Consider the following 21,958-nt stretch of genomic DNA (forward strand, 5'->3'; position numbering starts at 1 on the left):
CCGGGCGCCCCGGCCACCACCCCCGCCCACGCGCACCCCGACCCCACCCCGGCCCGCACCGTCCCCGAGCCCCTGCCGCCCGCCCGGCGCGGTGCGCGCTCCCGCCCCCGTTCGCGCACCGCGGTCCTGGCCGGCGCCCTGGTCGCGGTCCTGGCCGCGGGAGGTATATCCGCGGGGATATGGCTGGCGGGGACGAGGCGGGCGCGGGCGGCGGCGGGAGGACGACGGAGGCCGCGGACAAGAAGGACCTGGAGCCCACCGCGAAGAAGTCCCCGAAAGGCCCGGCCGAGCCGCGCGAGACCCCTCGGCCCGGCACATCGGCCGACGGCTCCCAGCGCACCGGCAAGCCCGCGAAGACGCCCCCGCCGAAGGGCGCCGAGCCCCCCGCCGGCTACCGCGCGGTCACCGACCCGGCCGGTTTCGCCCTCACCGTCCCCGAGGGCTTCACCCGCTCCCCCGAGCCGCCCCGCGTCTACTACTACTCGCCGGGCAAGAGGTTCCGCATCGGCGTCCACCCCCAGCCCAAGAGCCCGGCGGGCCCCCTGTCGACGATGCGGAAGGCCCACGCGGACGGCCCCTCGGACTACCCCGGCTACCGCGCCGGTTCGGTCACCCGCACCACCCACAACGGCCACGCCGCCGCCCTGTGGACGTTCACCTGGAACGGCACCGCCAAGGACGGCGGCCCTCGGGTCACCTACGACCTGAGCTGGAACGAGAACGGCAAGATGTACGACCTGTGGGTCTCGGCCCCGGCGGCCAGCGGGCCCGAGGGCAAGCGGTACTTCGACCGCGCCCTGCGGTCCTTCAGGCGGACCTCCTGACACCGTCGCTGTCGGGATAGAACTCGCGGCGCGCGCCCCGCGCGTCCCGCGCCTTCCCGAGCAGCCCCGCCGGGTACTCGATCAGCCAGTAGCTGACCGTCCCCGCCGCGGCCGCGACCGCGACGACGATCAACGTACCGGCGGCGAAGCCGAGTTGACCGCGCGGCAGCAGCCCCCACTTGTCCAGCTCCAGCATCACCGGCTCGTGCCAGATGTAGAGGCTGTAGCTGATGAGGCCGACGCCGGTCACCCAGCGCGCCCGCAGCAGCCCGTGCCACCGCACCCGGCGCCCGTCCCGCTCCCGCAGGTGCAGCGTCGCGAAGAGCAGCACGAACCACAGCAGTGCGGCCAGCGGGTGGTAGTAGGTGTGCGGGACGTTCTCCGGGTCGGCGGTGTACGACAGCGCGAGCAGGCCGCCGAGCGCGGCGAGGGACAGCGGCGTCGCGACCCGCGCGTCCACCCGCCCCCGCTCCCCCAGCGCCACGAGCAGCACGGCGAGCGCCATGCCCGCCGCGAACCCGCCGAAGCGGGCCTGCGGGCCGAAGTACACGGGCCAGTCGGTGTACGGGACCTCCATGACGTAGTGCGCGTAGCTGATCCACAGCACCGGCACCGCGAACAGCGCCGCGCACCCCGACAGACACAGCGCCACCCGCGCCCGCCGCGTCGCGAGGCGCCGACAGGCCCGGATCGCGAGCGGCCCGATGGCCACCAGGGCCAGATAGAAGGCCACTTCGAGGGACAGCGACCAGGTGGGGCCGAGCGTGTAGAAGATCCGGTCCCGGTCGAAGACGTGCGTGAAGGTGAGGTGGCCGACCAGGTCGCGCCAGTCGCCGGGCAGTGTCGGGTTGCGGCTCGACCAGACGACGAGCACCGCGAGGAAGTACAGCGGCAGGATGCGGATGGCGCGCCGGAAGAGGAAGTCACGGCCGGACCGCACGCCGCTCCCGCCCGCCGCGGGCCCGTCTATCGCGGCCCTGGCGTACGACAGCGTCAGCAGGTACGCCGACATCACGAAGAACAGGTCGATGACCTCCAGGGAGATCACCGCGCCGAGGTACGGGTTGTCGACCGGCGGGTGCGCCCCGGCGGCGTCGTACGTGTAGTACTGCTGCCACACGTGGAAGACGACGGTGCTCAGGGCGGCGAGGCCGCGGAAGCCCTGGAGTTCGACGGCGCGGGCGCGGGCGGGCTTGTTCGTACGGGGCGAGGGGACCGGCTCGGCGGGGAGCGGGGTCTCCTTGGCGAGCGTGACCGCGGGGGCGGTGGTGGCCGTGCTCACGATGCCTCCGCGTCCGCCGTCGCGGCGCGCGGGGTGACCCGCCACTGCCGCTCGCCCAGCGCCTCCTTGAGGTGCGCCTGCCGGGCCACGAGGTTCTTGAAGTGGGTGTAGAAGACCGTGGTCACCAGGAGATAGCGCCAGAACCACACCTTCCTGCGCCGCAGTTCGGGCACCGCGAGCCGCCACGCGAAGGCGGCCTGCACCACCCCGGCGGACATCGTCACGGCCGCGGCCATCAGGCACACCGGCACCGCCCAGTCCAGCTTGTCCGCGCCGCCCGCGCGCCACGCGGCGTGCAGCAGCACCGGCAGGATCTGGAGCGTGAGCCAGGGCTGCACCTCGCGCCAGCCCAACAGCACGAACAGGCCCGTCTTCTGACGGCGTGTGAACCGCTCCGACCGCAGGGCCGCGCCCAGGTGCCGCAGGGAGACCTGGAGCCAGCCCTGTGCCCAGCGCGAGCGCTGGTTCCACAGCGGCCGCAGCATCGTCGGCGCCAGCTCGCGCGAGATGAGGGTGCGGTCCATGGCGATGCGCGCGCCCTCGCCGAGGGCCCGCATCGTGGAGTCGATGTCCTCGGTCAGCATGGAGCCGTGCATCCGGGTCCGGGCCAGGACGTCCGTGCGCCAGAAGCCGTTGGAGCCCCCGAACACCCCGAAGCCGTACAGCCGCGTACGGCCCGGGTGACTGACCGCGTAGATCGCCTCGAACTCGACCGCCACCATCCGCGCGACCCACGAGCTGTCGCCGTTGCGCACCACGCAGTGCCCCTGGACGACGTCGTAGCCGTGGGACAGCCAGTCCCAGGCGTGCCGGAACGCGCCCGGCGCCGGGTGGTGGTCGGCGTCGAAGACGCCCACGAACTCGCCGCGCACCCGCGTCACGGCGGCGTTCAGGTTCTGCGCCTTGGACGTGGAGCCCGCGACGGGCAGCAGCACCAGGCGCGGATCACGGCGCGCGACCTCGCGCAGGGTGTCCTCCACCGGCAGCGGGTGCGGGGTGTTGTAGGCGAGGACGATCTCCAGCTCGCCCGGGTACTCCAGGCGCAGGAAGGACTCGACGGTGTCGACGATCGTCGCCGCCTCGTTCGGCAGATACGCCGCGATGACGGCGCTCGCGGGCGGGTACGGCTGCGCGGGCGCGGCCGGACGCGGCTCGGCGTCGAGCGAGAACAGGCACTCCAGGACGATGAGCAGCGCGGACGCCACGAGTCCCGCGACGACGACCCAGTAGGCGTACGCTGCCACGTCCCAGTCGAGCCGGTCGTACGCCTGCTGGTACAGCAGGAACGGCACGCCCACGCCGAGGAGCAGCATGAGCACGGGCGACAGGAGCGGGGTGAGCGCGGAGCGCACGGTGTGCAGGCCGAAGCGGGCGCGGGCGTGCCGGGGCCCTTCGGCCGCCCTGGCCCGCATCCACGGCTCCCAGCGCACCGGGCGCAGATCGCGGTGGCGCAGCGCCTCGTCGGTGGCCTCGCGGGCGCGGAGGGCGGCTTCCTCGTGGCCGGGGGCGGGAGCCCGCGTCGGCGTCGCCGCCTGCGCCGCGGAACTCTCGTACGCGTCGAGCGGGGTGAAGCCGATCGCGGGCGTCAGGCGTACGTTCTCGTCCGCGACGACGAAGCGGGTGCCCGCGACGGACGCGGCGAACGAGGCGAGGCCGCGCGTGGCGGTCTCCTCGTCCACGCCCGGCATCAGCACGAGCAGATGCCCGTCGTCGTCCCAGCCGAGCCGGTCGCAGACGCTGCCCAGCCTCTCGGCCACCTGGGCGAGGCGCTCCGCGACCTCCCGGTGCACGCGCGGCCCGAGCCGCTTCTCCAGGGCCGGCATCTCGGCGACGCCGACCACGGCGAGGACGCCGCCGCGCCGCGCGGCCGGGGGCCGGCGCAGCTCGCGGTCGAGCTCGTCCATGAAGTGGGGCCCCGAGTAGAGCCCGGTGCGGGGGTCGCGGAGGAGCTGGTCCACCGGTACGGGGACGCGGTGCAGCTTGGCCGCGATGCGCGCCGACAGTTCGACGGGCGCGCAGCCGCTGGGCAGGCAGTCGTCGGCGCCGCGGCGCAGCAGGTCGGCGACCGCGGCGGGCTCGCGGGCCGCCGTGCCGACCACCACCAGCGGCAGCGCCTGCCCGGCCGGTTCGGAGCGGACCTCGGTGATGACGTCGCCCCCGCAGCGACGCCCTCCGGGCCCGTCGTCGAGCGCGACGATCGCGTCCGGCGGGGCCTGGCGTATGTGGGGGTGTATGTCGCCGGGGACGGCGTGCTCGACTTCGTATCCCGTGGATTCGAGGGCTCTGGTGAGCTGTTCGCGGTCGGGGCCCGGGGCGCCTATGGCGAGGACGCGGCCTATGGATGAGGATGGCGAAGCCGATGACGAGGGTGAAAGGTGCGAGGTGAGCAAGTGTTGGTCCCATCCTGTTCGGACTGTGGGGGGAGGACCGGATGAACTGTTCCGTGACTGGCTGTTCTGCTGTTGGCCGTCCTGTTACTGACTGTTTCGCTACTGACTGTCGGTTACTGGCTGTCGGTTATGGGCTGTTGACTTGTTGATCACCGAACAACCCCTGAAATCAGGGACAAACGGCCACTTCAGCCTCAACGATCACTGTGACACAGCACCTTCAGCGGCGTAACGCTTGTATTAAGTCGCCGTGCACACACTGAGGAGTACGACCCGTGGAATCCGAGCCTCTCTTCCCCGCCCTGGCCGAGCCCGGCCCCGCCCCCGCCCTGCAGTTCGACGACCGCGTGGTCACGTACGCGGAACTGGCCGCGGCGGCGGGCGCGCTGGCGTCCCGCCTCACCGCGGCGGGCGCGACGCGCGTGGCCGTCTGGTCGACGCCGACGCTGGAGACGGCGGTGGGCGTGGTGGCGGCGCTGGTCGCCGGTGTACCCGCGGTGCCGCTCAACCCGAAGTCGGGCGAGGGTGAGCTGGGCCACATCGTGGCGGACAGCGAGCCGTCGCTGGTGCTCGCGGGGGCGGGAGAGCGGTTGCCCGACGCGCTGGAGGACCTGGAGCGGTGGGACGCGGGGGTGGACACCACGGGCGGTGTGAGCCCGGCCGCCGCGCTCCCCACCCGGGCCCTCGACCCCTCCTCCCCCGCCCTCATCGTCTACACCTCCGGCACCACCGGCCCGCCCAAGGGCGTCGTGCTGCCCCGCCGGGCGATCGCCGCGACCCTGGACGCCCTCGCGGACGCCTGGCAGTGGACCGAGGACGACGTCCTGGTGCACGGCCTCCCCCTGTTCCACGTGCACGGCCTGATCCTCGGCGTCCTGGGCCCGCTGCGGCGCGGCGGCGCGGTGCGGCACCTGGGCAGGTTCAGCACGCGGGGCGTGGCGCGGGAGCTGGCCACGGGCGGGACGATGCTGTTCGGGGTGCCGACGATGTACCACCGGATCGCGGAGGCGCTGCCCGACGAGCCGGAGCTGGTGAAGGCCCTTGCGGGCGCGCGGCTCCTGGTGTCGGGCTCGGCGGCGCTTCCCGTCCACGACCACGAGCGGATCGCGTCCGCGACGGGACGGCGGGTCGTCGAGCGGTACGGCATGACGGAGACCCTGATGAACACCAGCGTCCGCGCGGACGGCGAACCGCGCGCGGGCACGGTCGGGGTGCCGCTGCCCGGGGTCGAACTCCGCCTGGTCGACGAGGCGGAGGGTGAGATCGCGCCGGACGCGGGGCCGGAGGCGGTCGGCGAGATCCAGGTCCGCGGCCCGAACCTCTTCACCTCCTACCTCAACCGCCCCGACGCGACGGAGGCCGCCTTCGCCGACGGCGGGTGGTTCCGCACCGGCGACATGGCGGTGCGCGACGCCGACGGCTACGTACGCATCGTCGGCCGCAAGGCGACCGACCTCATCAAGAGCGGCGGCTACAAGATCGGCGCCGGCGAGATCGAGAACGCGCTCCTGGAGCACCCCGCCGTCCGCGAGGCCGCGGTCACCGGCGAACCCGACCCCGACCTCGGCGAACGCGTCGTCGCCTGGATCGCCCCCGCCGACCCGGCCCTCCCCCCGACCCTCGACGACCTCGCCACCCACGTCGCGACCCGCCTCTCCCCGCACAAACGCCCCCGCGCCCTGCACCTCGTGGACGCGCTGCCGCGCAATGACATGGGGAAGGTGCTGAAGCGGGCGCTGGGCGGGGGGTGAGGGCGGGGCCCTGCCGGGGGCTTCCCCAGTCCCGCCCCTTCCCGGGGCGGAGCCCCAGTTCGGGAAGGGGCGGGACTGGGGCGCCACCCGCGAGGGCTACCGCACCCCCACCCCCCGCACGATCTCCTGCGTGACCGACCCGCCCCGGTCGTCCCGCACCGACGCCCGCAGCGAGACGGCCTCCGCGCCTCGCGGCACCCTCAACTCCCCCCGCCAGGCGGCGGGTCCGGAGGAGGAGCCCCGCTTCAACCGCACCGGCGACCACGTCGTGCCGTCGTCGTACGACACCTCCAGGCGGGCGGAGCCGATCGTGCCGGTGCCGGTGGCGCCCTCGATGTAGGAGGCGGAGAGGCCGAGCGGCAGGCGCTGCCCGGCGCGGACCTCGCCGGAGAGGTCGGTGTCGACGTCGAAGCCCAGGTTCAGCATGGGCAGGAACGTCTTGCGGTCCTCGGGTGTGCGGGCCGAGCGGACGGTCCACTCGGAGTGGGCCTCGGTGGCCAGGCGCCAGCGGTCGGCGTCGAGGGTGGTGTCGGTGGTGACCCTGTAGGTGCGCTCCCCGGGGTCCGCGCCGGTGACGTACGCGCCGGAGCCCTCGCGGCGGTCGACGAGCTTCCCGTCGGCGTACACGGCCGTCTCCTGGGTCATCGACTCGTCGTTCCAGACGTTGCCGAAGCCGGTGTGGTCGGGTCCGGAGTCGCCCCAGCCCGGCACGTTGAAGTCCAGGTTGTCGCCGCTGCGCTGCTGCCCCCAGCCGAGGCCGGTGCCGAGCCAGGGGTGCCAGACGGGCCGGAACCAGTCGAGCGGGGTGCGCTTGCCTCCGCGGTAGTCGACGAGGCCGCTGCGCTGTTCGAGGGAGTCTGGGCCGTAGTGCACCGACTCGTGCCAGTGCCGGCCCTTGCCCGCGGCGACGTAGTCGGTCCGCTTCGCGGGGTACGCGATCCGCTCCGGGAAGCCGAGGCCGATGGTGAAGGTGTCGGTGAGGGAGTAGCGGAACTCGCCGCCCGGTTCCGTGCGGCGGCCCGTCGGCGCGTGGAACTTCGTGTCCACGACGGCCAGTTCGCGGTTGCCCGGCGCGTACGTCAGGTCGCGCGACGGAATCGCGCCCGCGTGGCCGTCCTCCAGGTCGTACACGTACGGCGTGTAGGGCGTGGCCTCCGTCTCCACCGAGCGGCCGCGCCGCGCGTCCTCGCGCAGCCGCGCCCCGTCCGCCGCGTTCACCGTCGCGATCCGCAGCGGCCGGTCCGCGTTGTCGTCCGTGCCGAACCACGCGTTCAGGCGGCCGGGTATGTCGTCGGTGACGAACAGGGCCTTCGCGCCCGCGTCCTGGGCGGTCTGGGCGAGCTGCCCGGGCGTCGGCTGTTCCGCCGCGCCCGTGCGGCGTACGACGACCGCCTTGCCGCGGACGTCCTTTCCTTCGTACGCGGCCGGGGAGCCGTCGCCCGCGTCCACCAGCCTCAGCCGGGAGCGCCCTTCCCCGACCGTGCCGCCGGGCTGCGCGACGGCCTCGCCGACGCCCTTGACGTCCAGGACCGGTTTGCCGAGCCGCCACACTGTGCGGTACTCGAAGCGGCCCTCGCGCACCTCGGCGGTGGGCGCCGCGAACACGCTGTCGTACTTCACCGGCACCTGCGCGGCCCCCTGGTAGGCGGAGCCGTTCGCGGTGCGGTCGAACTCCATCACGAGCTGCCGGGTCTCGGCGGCGCGCGGCACCTCGGCGGTGACCTCCCGCAACTTGCGTGCGTCCAGAACCACTTCACGGTCCCGGTCCAGCGTGATCTCGGGTGCCGCGAGGAAGCCGAGGCCCAGCGAGTCCTTGCCGTGGCTGCCGCGCACGTCGAGGAAGGAGGAGAGGGCGTAGGAGCCCGGCTTGAGGCGCAGCTTCAGCTCGCCGGAGGCGCCGACGGCCGCCGGGTAGGCGTCCGTGCCCTTCGTCAGCGGCTGCACCACCAGGTCGGCGGGGCTCGCGGCGCCGTCGCGGTCCTTGACCTTGACGGTGAGCGTGTACCGCTCCTCCTCCTTGACCAGTCCGAACGTGGTCCGCGCGACCTCCTTTCCGTCCGCGCTCGCCACGATCGCGCCGCTGGTCGCGCCGACGGGCGCCTTCGCGCCGTCACCGGTGACGGTAGTGGACGCGGTGCCGTGCGCGGGGACGGTCAGCTTCGTGTCGGCGAGGGCGACCACACCATCGGCCGCACCGCGTGCCGAGAGGGTCAACTCCACCGGTTCGGCAGAGGAGTTGGTGTACGTCACCGTCCGAGTCACGGGCTTGTTGTCGCCGTAGGGCCAGCGGTAGAAGCCGAAGTCGGCGGCGCCCGTCGCGGTGACGCGGGCGTCGATCGCGGACGGCACGTCCACGCGTCCGGCGCCCAGCGCGTACGCGGACGCGTCCAGCGCGCGGGAGCTGGACATCAGGGCGTCCTTGAGCTGCCGCCCGCTCCAGCCGGGGTGCCGTTCGGCGAGCAGCGCGGCGGCACCCGCGATGTGCGGGGTCGCCATCGACGTACCGCTCATGGAGGTGTAGTGGCCCTGCCCGGGGGCGAGTTGGGAGCGGGCGGCGAGGATGTCGACGCCGGGGGCGGACAGGTCGGGCTTGAGGGCGTTGTCGCCGAAGCGGGGGCCCTGGCTGGTGAAGTACGCGGCCTCGTCGGCGGAGTCGACGGCGCCGACGGTCAGCGCGGCGTCGGCGGCGGCCGGTGAACCGATGGACGAGGGCGCCCCGGTGTTGCCCGCCGCGACGACGAACAGCGCGCCCGTCTCCTTGGACAGCGCGTTCACGGCGGCGGCCATCGGGTCGGTGCCGTCGCTCGCCTCGCTCGAACCGAGGCTCATCGACACGATCTTGGCGTGCACGTCCTTCGCGGCCCACTCCATGCCCGCGATGATCCCCGACTCGCTGCCGAAGCCCTCGTCGCTGAGCACCTTGCCGACGGCGAGCTCGGCGCCCGGCGCGACCCCCTTCTCCTTGCCGCCGGACGCCGCGCCGCTGCCGCCGACGGTGGAGGCGACATGGGTGCCGTGGCCGTCGCGGTCGGCGACCTCCTGCCCCGGTATGAAGCTCTTCGTCGCCCCGGTCCGGCCCTTGAGATCGGGGTGGCTGAGATCGGCACCGGTGTCGAGGACGGCGACCTTCACGCCCTTGCCGGTCAGCCCGGCCTCCCACGCCTTGGGGGTGCCGATCTGGGCGTTGCTCTCGGCCATGTCCGCCTCGACGCGCCCGTCGAGCCACACCTTGCCGATGCCGTCCACGAAGCGCGCGCCTCCGGGCGCGGTGATGTCCCGCCAGAACGCGGTGCCCTTCTCCGCCTTGAGCGCGGCGCCGCGCACGCTCGGCAGCGAGCGGACCCGGTCCGTGCCGCGCGGGGTGCGGGCGTCCCCTCCGGCGCGGGTCCTGTCGTACGTGACGATCAGCGGCGTGGTCGCCCCGGCACCGCGCCCCGCGCCCTGGCGCAGCAGCTCCGTCACGTCGAAGAGCCGCTCGTCCAGGGCTCCAGCGCGCAGGTACGGGCGTGCCTCGTCCGGTACGACGGTGACGCGGCCGTCGGCCACGGAGGTGCGCACGGCTCCGCTCGCGCCGGGCGGGCGTGCCACGGAGACGGTCTGCCTGCCGCGGCCGAGCGGGGTGACGGTGACCTTGTCGCCGGTGATGAGGGTGACGCTTCCGGGGGCGGGCCGGGCGTCCCCGCCTGTGGACTGCCTTGCCCCCGTGGCCTGTTGGGGCGGGGCTTCGGCGGGGGCGGCGGCCGTGGCCGTCGCGGCGAGTCCGGCCGGTAGCAGGGCCAGGGCGAGCCCGGCCGGCAGGATTCTTAGTCGGGCTCCGCGGCGTCGGGGGGCGCTTCGGGGTCTCGGCATCAACGCGGCCTCTCTTCGTCGGCTCCGGGTGGGGGGTGGTCCCGGGTGCTGCGAAGAAGTGTCGGGCGCGGTGTGTTGCGGGAGAGTTGCCAGGGACTGGCGGGAAGCTGCCAGGGCGGCTTTCCGCCAGGTCGGGTGTCGGCGAGAATGTCGGCGGCCCAGTTTGAACGCGGTTTCCCACGGGGGCGTGATGGACGGTCTGGTGCAGTTCACGACGGAAGACGGCGCGCGGGTGGTCGTCGACGACGCCGACGACGCCTCGGGGTCACGACTCGTCGCACGCGACGACGGGCTCGCGCAGGCCGCCCGCACCTTCGAGTCGGCTCTGGACGGCGCCCGGGCGGCCGCCGAGTCGGCCCTGCGCGTCTTCCGCGGCGGCAGCCTCGAACCGGACTCCGTGGAGATCGAGTTCGGGGTACGGATGACGGCTGAGGCCGGCGCCGTCCTGGTGAAGGGCTCGGCGGAGGGGCATCTGCTGGTACGGCTCTCGTGGTCCCCGGAGCGGGAGTCCGGCGGCGGCGCCCGGGCCGCCTCGGCGAGCGGCACGGCCCCGCCGCCGGCCTGCCCGAACGGCTCGGCCGCCCCGGAGCCCCGCCCCTCCTCATGAGCAGCGCGCACTGGCACGCCCGCGTGGAGTGCGGCCGCGACACCGGGGCGGGCTTCCTCGTGTCGGATCGGCATGTGCTGACCTGCGCCCACGTCGTGCGGAACAGCGGCGGTCCGGCGGTCGCCGTGTCCTTCCCGCACCGCAAGGACCTCGGCACGGTGGGTGCCGCCGTCGGCGCGCACGGCGGCTGGGACGGCCGCGGCGACGACCCCGGTGACCTCGCCGTACTCGAACTCGACCGCCCGGTGCCGATCGCACCCGCGGGGTTCGCGCCACCCGACCACGCGTACGCCGAGCCCCGGCCGCGGCTCGTCGCGTACGGCTTCCCGCGCGGGTACGAGGAGGGCACCCTCGCCGAGTACCGCGCCACCGCCGCCCAGTTGATCGCCGACGAGTGGATCCAGCTGGAGGCGTGGAGCGCGCACGGGCAGCCCCTCGCCGCCGGGTTCAGCGGCGCCGCGGTGGCCCTCGCCGACAGCGGGCTCGTCGTCGGCATGGTCGCGGCGGCGGCCCGCGCGGCCGACGTGCGCAACGGCCGGATGCTGCCCGCCCCCGTCATGGCCCGCTACTGGCCCCGGCTCGCCGAGCTGATCCCCGCCCCCGGCCAGGGCCGCGCGGCCCGGCAGCGGCTGCGGGACCTCGTGGAGCGGGCGGAGAAGGACCCCGCGCGCACGGGCGCCCCGGAGCGGCTGTACCTCGACGCGGTCGGGCCGCTCGGCCCGCCGGTGCCGCCGGGCGGCTTCGCCTCGCTGTGGTCGGCGGCCTGGTACGTGCTGTGGGAGGTGGACGTGCCCGGAGCGGTGGAGCGGTTCGCGGACCGCCTGTCGGGGCTGGTCGACGTGCCGCCCACGCACGGACCCACCCACGCCGCTTCGCACAGCGCGCCGGGCGGCCTGCCCGCGCCCCCGGCCGCCCCCGACCGGCGCCCCGCACCCGCCTGGTCCCCCATCCTCGTCGAGATCGCCCGCAGCGGCGCCGGTGGCGACCAGGTGCTCGTCGAGGTGTCCGCGTGCCGCGACGGCCGCCGCCACCCCGTGGGCTCGCGCACGCTCACGCGCGGCCAGGTACGTCCGTACGTCCAGGAGCTGATCGACGAGGCCTTCGGTCAGCTGTCGCCGGACGCCGCGGAGCTGATCGCCTTCGTGCTGCCCCGCGAGTGGCTGAACGAACCCGTGGCGCACTGGGCGCGCAGCGCCGACGACCCGACGCCGCTCGGCTGCTCGTACCCGCTCGTCGTCACCGACAGGTCACGGCACGCGGGCGGCCTGCGGCACCAGCTCGCCCGCAAGTGGGAGCGGCTCGACGGCAAGGCCACGACGGCGGTGCACCGCGTCGACTGCGGCGCCGACGAGAAGCCGGGCAAGCTCCGCTTCCGGCTCCGCCGCGACGAGGCCGACCTGGCGGGCTTCGCCGCACCCCCCAAGTCGGCCTGCCTGAACGCTCACTTCGACGTGTCCCTGAACGCCCCCGCCCCGGTGCTGCTGTGGCCGCGCGCGGAGTGCCGCGGGCACGGCGCGGGCACCGACGCGGACCTGCGTACGCGCTGCGCCGGCTCCACCTTCCTCGACCGGCTCACCGAGTGCCTGTCCCACCTCCCGCCCAACGAACTCCCCCTGCACGTACTCGCGTTGCGCGAAATCGCCGACGCCGACGACGAACCCGACCGGCACTGGGCGCGGGACATGCAGCTCCTGTGGGACGACCCGCGCTGCTTCCCCGACGTCGCCGCCGCCCCGCTGCGCTCCCCCGTCTCCTGACCGCCCGCACCCCTACGGAGATCGCATGCCCCTGTGGCCCGTCTACACCGGCTCCGGCGAGCCGCACGACGGCATCGAGCAGCTGCCGCCCCCGCCCCCGTGGCGCGCCTTCGACGGCGGCCCCGTCCTGGAGGCCCCGGCGCCGGGCGGCGGCACGACGTCCCCGGACCGCGCGCACCGCGCCCGTACCTACCGCGCCACCGACGAATGCGTCCAACTCGTCAACGCCGCCCTGTACTTGCGCCGCCCACTGCTGGTGACGGGCCCGCCGGGAAGCGGCAAGTCCAGCCTCGTGTACGCCGTCGCGCGCGAGCTGGGGCTCGGCCCGGTGCTCCGCTGGAACATCACGAGCCGCAGCACGCTGCACGACGGGCTCTATCAGTACGACCCGCTGTCACGCCTGTACGCGGCCGGGCGCACCCGCGGCACAGGGGCACCGGACGACCGCGCGGGCGTCGAGGACCACCTGCGCCTCGGCCCGCTCGGTACCGCCCTCCTCCCCTACGCCCGCCCCCGCGCCCTCCTCGTCGACGAGATCGACAAGAGCGATCTGGACCTGCCGAACGACCTCCTGAACGTCCTGGAGGAAGGTCAGTACGAGATCCCGGAGCTGGTGCGGATCGCCCGGCACACCCCGAAGGCGGCGCTGCTCACCGCCGACCCGGCCGCGCCCGTGCCCGTCGAGCACGGCCGCGTGCGCTGCCGCGCCTTCCCGTTCGTGGTCCTCACCAGCAACGGCGAACGCGAGTTCCCGCCCGCCTTCCTGCGCCGCTGTGTCACGCTGCGGCTGCGCCAGCCGCACGGCGACCACCTGGAGGAGATCGTCCGGGCGCACCTGGGCGAACCCGACGCCTACGCACACGAGTTGATCTCCCGGTTCCTGGAGCGCGGCAGCGGCGGCGAGCTGGCCACCGATCAGCTGCTCAACGCCGTCTATCTCACGAGGGCGGCCGGTCTGGAGGCGTCGTCGCGCGACGATCTCGCGCGGCTGCTGATGCCGTATCTGAGCGAGGACGCGCGCCGTGCGGCCGCCGCGGACCAGGGGCCCGGGCCCGATGCCGCCTTCTGACGCCTCCGCATCCGGCTCCACATCCGGGTCCGCGGCCGGTGGCCGGTCCGGTGGGCCCAGGGGCTCGCTCGTCGACCGGCTCGCCGCCGTACTCGCCGCGGCGGGCGGCGCGGTGGGCGGTTCGGCGGTCGACGCGGCGGATCCCTCCGCTCCCTCCGCCGACGAACTGGCCGAACTCCTGTGGCTGGCACGGCACATGGGGCCGCCGCCCGAGCAGCCGTCACCGTCGGGCGGCGCCGTGCGCGGCGACGCGGCGGACGCGAGCGCCCCCGGCGACGTACCACCGCCGGGTCCCGCACCGCACGACCGGCCTCCCGACGACCCCGCACCGGCGCGGCGGCCCGCCGAACCGGCCCGCGTCCCGCTGCACCTGCCGTCGAAGCCGCACGCGCGCGAGCGCGCCTCCGCGACACCCGGCGGCCCCGGGGCCTCCGGCGGAACGCAACTCCGCGTCCCCGTACCGCCGATGATCCCCCACCCCCTCGCCCTGCAGCGCGCCCTGCGCCCCCTCGGCCGCCGCGTGCCCGCGCCGGACCGGCGGGTCCTCGACGAGGGGGCCACCGCGCACCGCATCGCCGCGCTCGGCGCGCACCCGCGGGCCTGGCTGCCGGTGCTCCGGCCCGCCAGCGAGCGCTGGCTGCGGCTCTCGCTGGTGTACGACGACGGGCCCACGATGCCCGTGTGGCGGCCGCTGGTGCGCGAACTGCACACCGCGTTCGCGCAGTCGGGACTGTTCCGCACGGTGGAGCTGCACCGTGCGGCGCCCGACGGGACCGTTCCGCCGCGGGCGGCCGAGGTGCCCGCGAGCGGCCGAGGTGCCCGCGACCGGCCGCACCGTCACGCTCGTCGTCAGCGACTGCATGGGCCCGCAGTGGCACGAGGGCCCGGCGGGCCGCCGCTGGTTCCGCACGCTGCGCCGCTGGGCCGACCACCTGCCGCTGGCCGTCCTGCAGCCGCTGCCGGAACGCCTCTGGCCCACGACGGCGTTCCCCGCCGCGCCGGGGCTCCTCGGCGCCCCGCACGCCGCGGCGCCCTCGGCCGTCCTGGACTTCTCCCCGTACGACGGCTTCGCCCCGCCCGCCGGGACGGTGCCGGTCCCCGTCCTGGAGGTCGCCCCGGCGTGGCTGTCGCACTGGGCGACGCTGGTCGCGGACGCGCGCGCGGTGCCCGGCTCGGTCGCCCGGCTCGGTGCGGCCCCGGCCGCGGCCGACGGCGAGTCGCGGCGCGAGGACGTGACGCTGCTGCCCGCCGAGGAACTGGTCCTGCGCTTCCGCTCGACGGCGTCCCCCGAGGCGTTCCGCCTCGCCGGTCACCTGGCCCTGGGCGAGCCGCACCTGCCCGTGATGCGGCTCGTCCACGGCGCCGTGTCCCGGCGGCCCCGCCCGCAGCACCTCGCGGAGGTCGTGCTCAGCGGGATGCTGAGCCAGGTGCCGGGTGGGACGCCGGGGACGTACGCCTTCCGGGAGGGGGTGCGGGAGGTGCTTCTGGGTACGTTGCCGCGCTCCGCGCGGGGGCGGACGCGGCAACTGCTCGCGCGCGTCGGCGGGTTGATCGACGAGCGGGCGGGGGTGGGGCACGGGGTGCTGCGGGCGGTCACCGGCGGGGGCGCCGCGGGTGCGGGGGCGGCGGCGGGGGCGGGGGCCGGGGAGCCGTTCGCGGAGGTGAGTGAGGAGAGTGTGCGGCGGCTGGGCGGCGGGGGCGGGCTGTTCGCGGGGCGGTACCGGATGCTGCGGCGCACGGGCCGCCTGCACGAATGGCTGGCCGAGGACAGCCGGAGCGACGACGAGACCGTGGTGGTCCGCACCTACCCGGGCGCGGCGCCGTGGCCCCGGGTGAACTTCACCGGGATCGCGCGGCGACTCGGCCTGATCAGCCACCCGGGACTCGCGGCGATCACGGACCACGGCATCGAGGACGGCATCCCTTACCTGGTACGGGAGTTCATCGACGGGCGCGGCCTGCCGGCGTTGCTGCGCACCTCACCGCACGGCCTGCCCGCCGCCCAGCTGACCGCCCTGATCCCGGGCGTCGCCGAGGCCCTGGCCGCGCTGCACGACCGCGGGGCGGCGCACGGCGCCCTGCACTCGTGGAACGTGATCGTCGCACCGGACGGTCCGGTCTTGACCGGCATCGAGGCCGAGGAGTTCAACGCGGCCCGCCGCTCGGCGGATCTGCGCGCCCTCGGAGACCTCGTCGCCGCGATGTACGTGGGGGAAGGAGCGGGGAGGGAGCACCAACCCCCGCTGCCCCTGGAGGGCTTGGACCTGCCCGACTGGCTCCGGGGCGAGCTGGTGGCGGCCATCGATGAGCTGCGGTTCCACGACATGCACGATCAACAGCGCGGCCTTGAGCGGCTCCTGCGCCTGCCTGCGTCCGCGCCGCGCCGCAGGTACGAACTCCTTGGCCCCGTCGGCGTCTTCGAGGGTGACCGTCCCGTCGTCCTCCGCTCCCCCCGCCAGCGGGCCATGCTCTGCGTGCTGCTGCTCCACGTGGGGCAGCCCGTTTCGTACGACCACCTGGTGGCCGGGGTGTGGGGTGACGCTCCCCCTGGGGACGGGGCGCGCCTCGTGCAGACCTACGCGTCCCGCCTGCGCACCAACCTCGGCCCGGGTTCCGTGGAGCACCGCGACGGCGGCTACGTCCTGGTGGCCGAGCCCGACGACGTCGACGTGGCGCGCTTTCGGCGCCTCGGGGACGACGCCGAGGAGGCCCGCGCCGCCGGGGACTTCGCGCGCGCCCGCGGGCTGCTCCGGGACGCGCTCGCGCTGTGGCGCGGCGACCCCTTGCAGGGCGTCACAGGGCCGGTGGCCGAGGACGCCCGAGCCGGGCTGCTCCAGCTGCGCGTCTCCATGCTGCGCGCCCATGCCGCACTCGGCCTGGTGCTCGGCGAGTTCGAGGACACCGCCGCCGAGCTGCGCACCGTGCTCCAGGAGTTCCCGGACGACGAGGACTTCCATCGCCTCTTGGGGGAAGCGCTCCGGCATCAGCGCGGCGAGGACGAGACGCCGGCCGCATACCCCACCCTGCGGGCGGCGCTCGGCACCGAGCCGTCCGCGGAGCTGCGGGAGGTCCACCGGGAGCTGGAGGAGTCCCAGTCGACGGGCGCCTCGGCACACGCGCCGACCCCCATCGCCTTCGCCTTCACCGCCCGCCCCGGCTGGCAGGCCGACACCCTGACGAAGCTGAGCGTGGCCGTGTCCGAGCTGCTCGTCCGAGGGGGCGCCGGGGCCGAGCAGTTCGAGCTGCTGCCGCGCGAGAACGGCTGGGACGCCGCCGTCGGCGCCGACGTGCCCATGGGTCCCCTGCTGAACCAGATCCTGCGTGAACTCCCCTCCCTCGTATGGAGGTTCAACGGCCTCGGCCTCGTCGTCGCCGTCGACGTGCAGCCGCCCTCCGCCCTGCCCCGGCCCGACGACCACGCCACCGTCGTCCTCCCTCGTGCGCTGCACGAAGCGCTGGACGACCCCGGGTTCCAACCGCTCCCCGGCACGGACACCTGGTTCTGCCTGCTCCCCGCGGCCGACCCGGACGGCCCGCTGACAGCCACCCTCGCCCCCGCCGACGCCGTCGTCCTCGGCTTCGACGGCACCCTCACCCGCCTCTACGCCCCCGGCAAGGCCCGCGACGCCGCGCTGCGGCTGCTCTCGCTCGTCGTGCGGGAGCGGGACCCCGAGGACGCGCTCAGGGGGCGGCCGGTGGGCCGCGCCGGGGGCACGTCCGAGTTCGTGCACCCGCTGGACGTACTGCGTGCGTTCGCCCAGGAGGGCTCCCTCGCCGCCGGCCTGCACGACCAGCTGGACCGGATCGAGCGTCAGGCCGTGTACAGCGCCCGGCCGACGGCGCACTCCAACGCGCTCGTCGGCATGCTGCGCGGCCGCCCCCGCCGCCGCGCCCTGGCCGTCGTGACCGACACCGCGCCGCGCGCCGTCGCGACGTACGTGGCCACGCACGGCCTGGACATCCCGGCGGACCGCATCAGCTGCCGGACCACCGACCTCTCCCGCCTCCTGCCCGACCCGGAGCCCCTGCGCCGCGTCCTGGAGCGGCTCGACGTCCCCGCGGGCCGCTGCCTGATGATCGGCTCCGCCGTCGCGGAGGCCACCGCCGCCCGCGCCCTCGGCCTGCCCTTCATCGGCTACGCCCCCGACGACCGCGCCCGCGAACGCCTCCTCGCCGCCGGTGCCCGGCACACCGTGGGTTCGCTGGCCCAGATCGTCGACGCCGTACGCGGCGGCTGAACCGTCATGCCTGCGGGTCGCGCGCGTCGTAGCGCAGGAACGCCCGCCACCGGGTGACGAGGAGGCCCACCGCCACCACGCACGCGGCGCCGCCGCCGACGATCGCCACGCGGGGCGATGTGAGGTCGCCGAGGGTTCCGGCCAGGAAGTCGCCGGCGCGCGGGCCGCCCGCGACGACCACGATGAACACGCCCTGGAGACGTCCGCGCATCGCGTCCGGCGTGGCCGCCTGGAGCATCGTGCTGCGGAACACCATCGAGATGGTGTCCGCGCACCCGGCGAGGGCGAGGAAGACCAGGCCGAGCCAGAGGTTCCGGGTCAGGCCGAAGACCGCGACGGCCGCGCCCCAGCCCGCCACCGAGAGCGCGATGGCGAGCCCGTGCCGGTGCACACGTCCCAGCCAGCCCGAGAACACGCCGCCCAGCAGCGCGCCCACCGCGGGCGCCGCCACGAGCAGGCCCGTCGTCTTCGCGTCGCCGCCGTACCAGACCACGGCGATCGCCGGGAACAGCGCCCGCGGGTGCGCGAGCACCATCGCGCACAGGTCGGTGAAGAAGGTCATGCGGATGTTGGGGCGGGTGGCGAGGAAGCGGAGGCCGTCGATGACGGAGGCACGCTGCCGCTTGCCGTCGGGGCCGGGGCCCGCGCCGGGGCCGGTGGCGGGGCCGTCCGCCAGGGGCCGCATCGACGGCAGCCGCCACATCGCGTACAGCGCCGCCGTGAACGCCACCGCGTCGATGGCGTACGCCGCCTGATAGCCCCACAGCCCGACCAGCAGGCCGCCCAGCATCGGGCCGAGCATCGCGCCGGACGTGGTCGTGATGGAGTTCAGGGCGTTCGCGGCGGGGAGCTGCTCGGGCGGCAGCAGGCGCGGGATCATCGACGTGCGCGCCGGGGAGTTCAGCGCGCCGCACGTCGCCTGCAGCGCGACCACGCCGTACAGGAACCACACGTGGTGGTAGCCGATGAACGCCGCGCCCGCGAGGGCGAAGGACAGGGCGCACAGGCCGGCCGACGAGTACAGGCCGAGCTTGCGGCGGTCCACGGTGTCGGCGATCGCGCCGCCGTACAGACCGAACACGACCAGCGGGACGAGGGAGAAGAGGCCGACCAGGCCGACGGAGAAGCTGGAGTGCGTGATGTCGTACACCTGGAGCGACACCGCGAGCGCCGTCATCGCCTGGCCTACCCAGGAGATGGTGTTGCCGACCCAGAGGCGCCGGTAGTCGGCGGAGGTGCGCAGCGGGGTCAGGTCGGCGAGGATGCGGCGCTCGGGGGTGGGGTGGGCGCCGCCCGTCGACGGGGCGCCGGCCTCGGCCGGGGCGCCTGCCGGGGCGGCGGGATCGGCGACGCCGACCGGTATGAGGGGTTCGTCGCGCCCGGCTTGCCCGGACTGTCCGTCAGGGGTGTCTTCCGCGGATGCTCGTGTCACACGGGATGCTAACCGGCGGCGGGCCGGACGTCGCCGGAATAAATCACCCGCGCGGCGGCACCCCGCCCGGCGCATCCCAGCGCGCGGGCCGCTCCCGGCCGCCGCACGATGCGAGTCAGGACCGCCGTCCGGCAGTCCCGACTCGGGCCGTCGTCCGGCGGCCCGCACGGTCTGCGCTCTCGGGAGGATCTGCCATGACCGTCAGCCTGGAGAACCTGCGCCGCTGCCATATCGCCGTCGACCTGGGGGCCGCGCGCACGCGGGTGTTCGTGAAGGGCGCGGGACTCGTCGTCGACGAGCCGAGCGTCGCGGCCGTGAACACGCGGACCGGCGCGCTGATCGCGGTGGGGCAGTTCGCGGAGCAGATGACGGGGCGTACGCCCGACTACATCCGTGTCGTACGGCCCGTGTCCGGCGGCACCGTCGTCGACATCGAGATGTGCCAGCGGATGCTGCGTCATCTGCTGGGCGAGAAGCTGCGCCGCACCCTGCGCCGCAAGCCGCGGCTGCGGGCCGCCGCGTGCACCCCGCACGACGCGGATCCGCTGGCGCAGCGGGCGGCGGTGGAGACGATGGTCGGGCTCGGCGCGCGCCGCGTGGAGCTGGTGGACACCCTGATCGCGGCCGCGGTCGGCTGCGGGCTCCCCGTCGAACGCCCCGAGGCGACGATGATCCTGGTGTGCGGGGCCGCCACCACGCAGGTCGCGGTCCTCTCCCTCGGCTCGATCGTGACGGCCGAGCGGATCCCGGTGGGCGGCGAGGCCATCGACCACGCGATCGTGCAGCACCTGCGCCACCAGCACGAGCTGATGCTGCCGTCGCAGTCGGTACGTCCCCTCCAGCTCGCGCTGAGCGGCAACGGCCTGACCCCGCAGGGCCCGGAGTCGACGGAGATCCACGGCCGGGACGTCGCCACGGGCCTCGCGCGCTCGGTGCACGTGGACACCGCCGCCGTCCGCGACGCGATCCACACCCCGCTGACCGCCGTCCTCGACGGCATCGGCAAGGTCCTGCGGGACTGCCCGCCGGACCTGGTCGCCGACCTCGCGGACCGCGGGATCATGATGGTCGGCGGCAGCGCGCTGCTCCCCGGCCTCGACCACATGCTGGTGAACGCCACCGGCATGCCCGTCCACATCGCGGAGCGGCCGGACGTGTGCGCGGTGCTCGGGCTCGGTGCGATGCTTGAGGGCAAGATCCAACCGCTGGTCCTGGACCCGCTGGCGGGCTGAGCCGGGGAGTACGCCGACGACATGACCGACGACGTCAGCGAACCGCCGCTGCCGCTGCTCCTGGACGCGGTCCTGAGCGTCGGCACCGAACTCGAACTGCGGGCCACCCTCCAGCACATCGTGGACAGCGCGACCCGGCTGACCGGGGCCGTCCACGGCGTCCTGAGGGTGACGGCCGCGACGGACGGCGGGCAGCCGGACGTGTTCACGTCGGGCGAGGCGTCCCCGCCGGGCGGCCTCCCGGCCGACCTCAGCATCCCCATCCTCGTCCACGACGAGGAGTTCGGGACCCTGCACCTCACGGCCGGGGCGGGCGGTGGCTTCTCCGGATCCGACCTCGGGCTGCTGCGGGTGCTCGCGGGGCAGGCCGGGATCGCGGTCGGGAACGCGCGGCTGTACGAGACGGCCCGGCAGCGCGAGCGCTGGATCGAGGGGGCGGCGGCGGTCACCACCGCGCTGCTCACCGGTGAGGCGGCCGCCGACGCGCTGATGACGGTGGCCCAGCAGGCCCGGCGGCTCGCCGGCGCGGCGGCGGGCGTGGTCCTCCAGCCCACCCCGGAGGGCGGCATGTCGATCGTGGCGGCGGCGACGGACGCGGCCGGCGGCACGCTGCCGCCCGGGCGCCGCAGCCATCCCGCCGCGGCCGCGCAGAACGACATGATCGGCACGACCATCGAGCCCGGCAGCGCCGTCCTGGAGCAACTGCTCGGCGGCGAGCCGGTGTTCATCGAGGACTCGGCGACCGACCCGCGCATGACGACCCACGTACGCTCCCGATTCGGGCCGAGCATGATGCTGCCGTTGCAAGCGGGTGGCCGCCTCATCGGCACGCTCGCGCTGCCGCGCCGCCGGGGCGAGCGCCCGTACACCGCCGTGGAGCGGCTGCTCGCCACGCAGTTCGCCTCGCAGGCGGCGCTCGCCCTCGTGCTGGCCGACGCGCAGCAGTCCCGGCAGCGGCTCGCGGTCTTCGAGGACCGCGACCGCATCGCGCGCGACCTGCACGACCTCGTCGTACAGCGCCTGTTCGCGACCGGCATGATGCTGGAGTCGACGCGGCGCAGGGCCGGTTCGGCGCCGGAGCAGACGGCGCTCGACCAGGCCGTGGACGAGCTGGAGTCGACCATCCAGGAGGTGCGTACGGCCATCTTCGCCCTCCAGCAGCCGCCCGCCGACGCGCCGACCACCTTCCGGGGGAAGGTGCTCAAGGAGACGGCGGGGGCTGCGGCGTTGCTCGGGGTGCAGCCGTCCGTGCACTTCACCGGCGCCGTGGACACGCGGGTCGCCGACCCGGCGGCCGGCCACCTCCTCGCCGCGCTGCGCCGCGCGCTCGCCGCCGCGTCGCGGCGGACCGGTGTCACGCGGGTCGATGTGACGGTGGACGCGGGGGTGGGGTTGCCCGATGGGCGTACGGGGGTGCGGCTTGTCGTCTTCGACGACGGGTCCACGGAGGATGCCGGCGCGGGGACGACGGTGACCTGGCAGGCGCCGCTGTGAGCCGCGCCGTGGGCACCGCCACGGGGGCTCCGC

Annotated in this window: 12 protein-coding genes; 8 read left to right on the plus strand and 4 right to left on the minus strand. The window is 75.0% G+C overall.

Annotated elements, in window-relative coordinates:
* The first annotated feature begins 179 nt into the window (after positions 1-179).
* Positions 180-824 (plus strand): hypothetical protein, encoded by a 645-nt coding sequence (locus STRAU_RS44465; protein ID WP_016642610.1) that lies wholly within the window; start codon positions 180-182, stop codon positions 822-824.
* On the opposite strand, the gene STRAU_RS22165 is transcribed toward STRAU_RS44465, so the two are convergent.
* Both STRAU_RS22165 and STRAU_RS22170 read right to left on the minus strand, forming a co-directional pair.
* Positions 808-2,106, minus strand: coding sequence for an acyltransferase family protein (locus STRAU_RS22165; RefSeq protein WP_016642611.1), 1,299 nt, complete (start codon positions 2,104-2,106; stop codon positions 808-810). The two genes, STRAU_RS44465 and STRAU_RS22165, sit on opposite strands and share 17 nt — an antisense overlap.
* Entirely contained in the window at positions 2,103-4,496 is a 2,394-nt protein-coding gene (locus tag STRAU_RS22170) for a glycosyltransferase (RefSeq protein WP_016642612.1), read from the minus strand. Before STRAU_RS22170 ends, STRAU_RS22165 begins: the two co-directional genes overlap by 4 nt.
* A 275-nt stretch (positions 4,497-4,771) precedes the next feature.
* On the opposite strand from STRAU_RS22170, the gene STRAU_RS22175 reads away from it, so the two are divergent.
* Positions 4,772-6,247 (plus strand): acyl-CoA synthetase, encoded by a 1,476-nt coding sequence (locus STRAU_RS22175; protein WP_016642613.1) that lies wholly within the window; start codon positions 4,772-4,774, stop codon positions 6,245-6,247.
* Positions 6,248-6,343: 96 nt separating this feature from the next.
* On the opposite strand, the gene STRAU_RS22180 is transcribed toward STRAU_RS22175, so the two are convergent.
* Positions 6,344-10,096, minus strand: a complete 3,753-nt coding sequence (locus tag STRAU_RS22180; protein WP_016642615.1) for a S8 family serine peptidase — start codon at positions 10,094-10,096, stop codon at positions 6,344-6,346.
* A gap of 202 nt (positions 10,097-10,298) precedes the next feature.
* Between STRAU_RS22180 and STRAU_RS22185 the strand changes: the two genes are divergently transcribed.
* The 4 genes from STRAU_RS22185 to STRAU_RS39125 all read left to right on the plus strand — a co-directional run bounded on the left by STRAU_RS22185 (position 10,299) and on the right by STRAU_RS39125 (position 17,767).
* Positions 10,299-10,703: a CU044_2847 family protein gene (locus STRAU_RS22185; protein WP_259299958.1), complete on the plus strand. Its 405-nt coding sequence runs from the start codon at positions 10,299-10,301 to the stop codon at positions 10,701-10,703.
* Entirely contained in the window at positions 10,700-12,460 is a 1,761-nt protein-coding gene (locus tag STRAU_RS22190; protein WP_037661089.1) for a VMAP-C domain-containing protein, read from the plus strand. Before STRAU_RS22185 ends, STRAU_RS22190 begins: the two co-directional genes overlap by 4 nt.
* Positions 12,461-12,485: 25 nt before the next feature.
* A complete protein-coding gene (locus tag STRAU_RS22195) occupies positions 12,486-13,529 on the plus strand; it encodes an AAA family ATPase (RefSeq protein WP_016642617.1) in 1,044 nt (347 codons plus the stop codon).
* 755 nt (positions 13,530-14,284) lie between these two features.
* Positions 14,285-17,767, plus strand: a complete 3,483-nt coding sequence (locus tag STRAU_RS39125; protein ID WP_158692109.1) for an SAV_2336 N-terminal domain-related protein — start codon at positions 14,285-14,287, stop codon at positions 17,765-17,767.
* Positions 17,768-17,771: 4 nt separating this feature from the next.
* On the opposite strand, the gene STRAU_RS22205 is transcribed toward STRAU_RS39125, so the two are convergent.
* Positions 17,772-19,199 carry an MFS transporter gene (locus STRAU_RS22205; protein ID WP_016642619.1) on the minus strand — a complete coding sequence of 476 codons (1,428 nt, stop codon included), beginning with the start codon at positions 19,197-19,199 and terminating at the stop codon, positions 17,772-17,774.
* Between the two features lie 194 nt (positions 19,200-19,393).
* Here STRAU_RS22205 and mreB point away from each other — a divergent pair, with 194 nt between their 5' ends.
* Positions 19,394-20,431, plus strand: coding sequence for a rod shape-determining protein (gene mreB, locus STRAU_RS22210; protein ID WP_016642620.1), 1,038 nt, complete (start codon positions 19,394-19,396; stop codon positions 20,429-20,431).
* Positions 20,432-20,452: 21 nt separating this feature from the next.
* Positions 20,453-21,925 carry a GAF domain-containing sensor histidine kinase gene (locus STRAU_RS22215; protein ID WP_016642621.1) on the plus strand — a complete coding sequence of 491 codons (1,473 nt, stop codon included), beginning with the start codon at positions 20,453-20,455 and terminating at the stop codon, positions 21,923-21,925.
* Positions 21,926-21,958: the final 33 nt, after the last annotated feature.

The organism is Streptomyces aurantiacus JA 4570, from assembly GCF_000414115.1.
Lineage (GTDB): Bacteria > Actinomycetota > Actinomycetes > Streptomycetales > Streptomycetaceae > Streptomyces > Streptomyces aurantiacus_A.

Coding starts and splice junctions, on each gene's coding strand:
- mreB (WP_016642620.1), top strand. CDS start 19,394: ATGACCGTCAGCCTGGAGAACCTGCGCCGCTGCCATATCGCCGTCGAC.
- STRAU_RS22180 (WP_016642615.1), bottom strand. CDS start 10,096: ATGCCGAGACCCCGAAGCGCCCCCCGACGCCGCGGAGCCCGACTAAGA.
- STRAU_RS22190 (WP_037661089.1), top strand. CDS start 10,700: ATGAGCAGCGCGCACTGGCACGCCCGCGTGGAGTGCGGCCGCGACACC.
- STRAU_RS22215 (WP_016642621.1), top strand. CDS start 20,453: ATGACCGACGACGTCAGCGAACCGCCGCTGCCGCTGCTCCTGGACGCG.
- STRAU_RS44465 (WP_016642610.1), top strand. CDS start 180: ATGGCTGGCGGGGACGAGGCGGGCGCGGGCGGCGGCGGGAGGACGACG.
- STRAU_RS22195 (WP_016642617.1), top strand. CDS start 12,486: ATGCCCCTGTGGCCCGTCTACACCGGCTCCGGCGAGCCGCACGACGGC.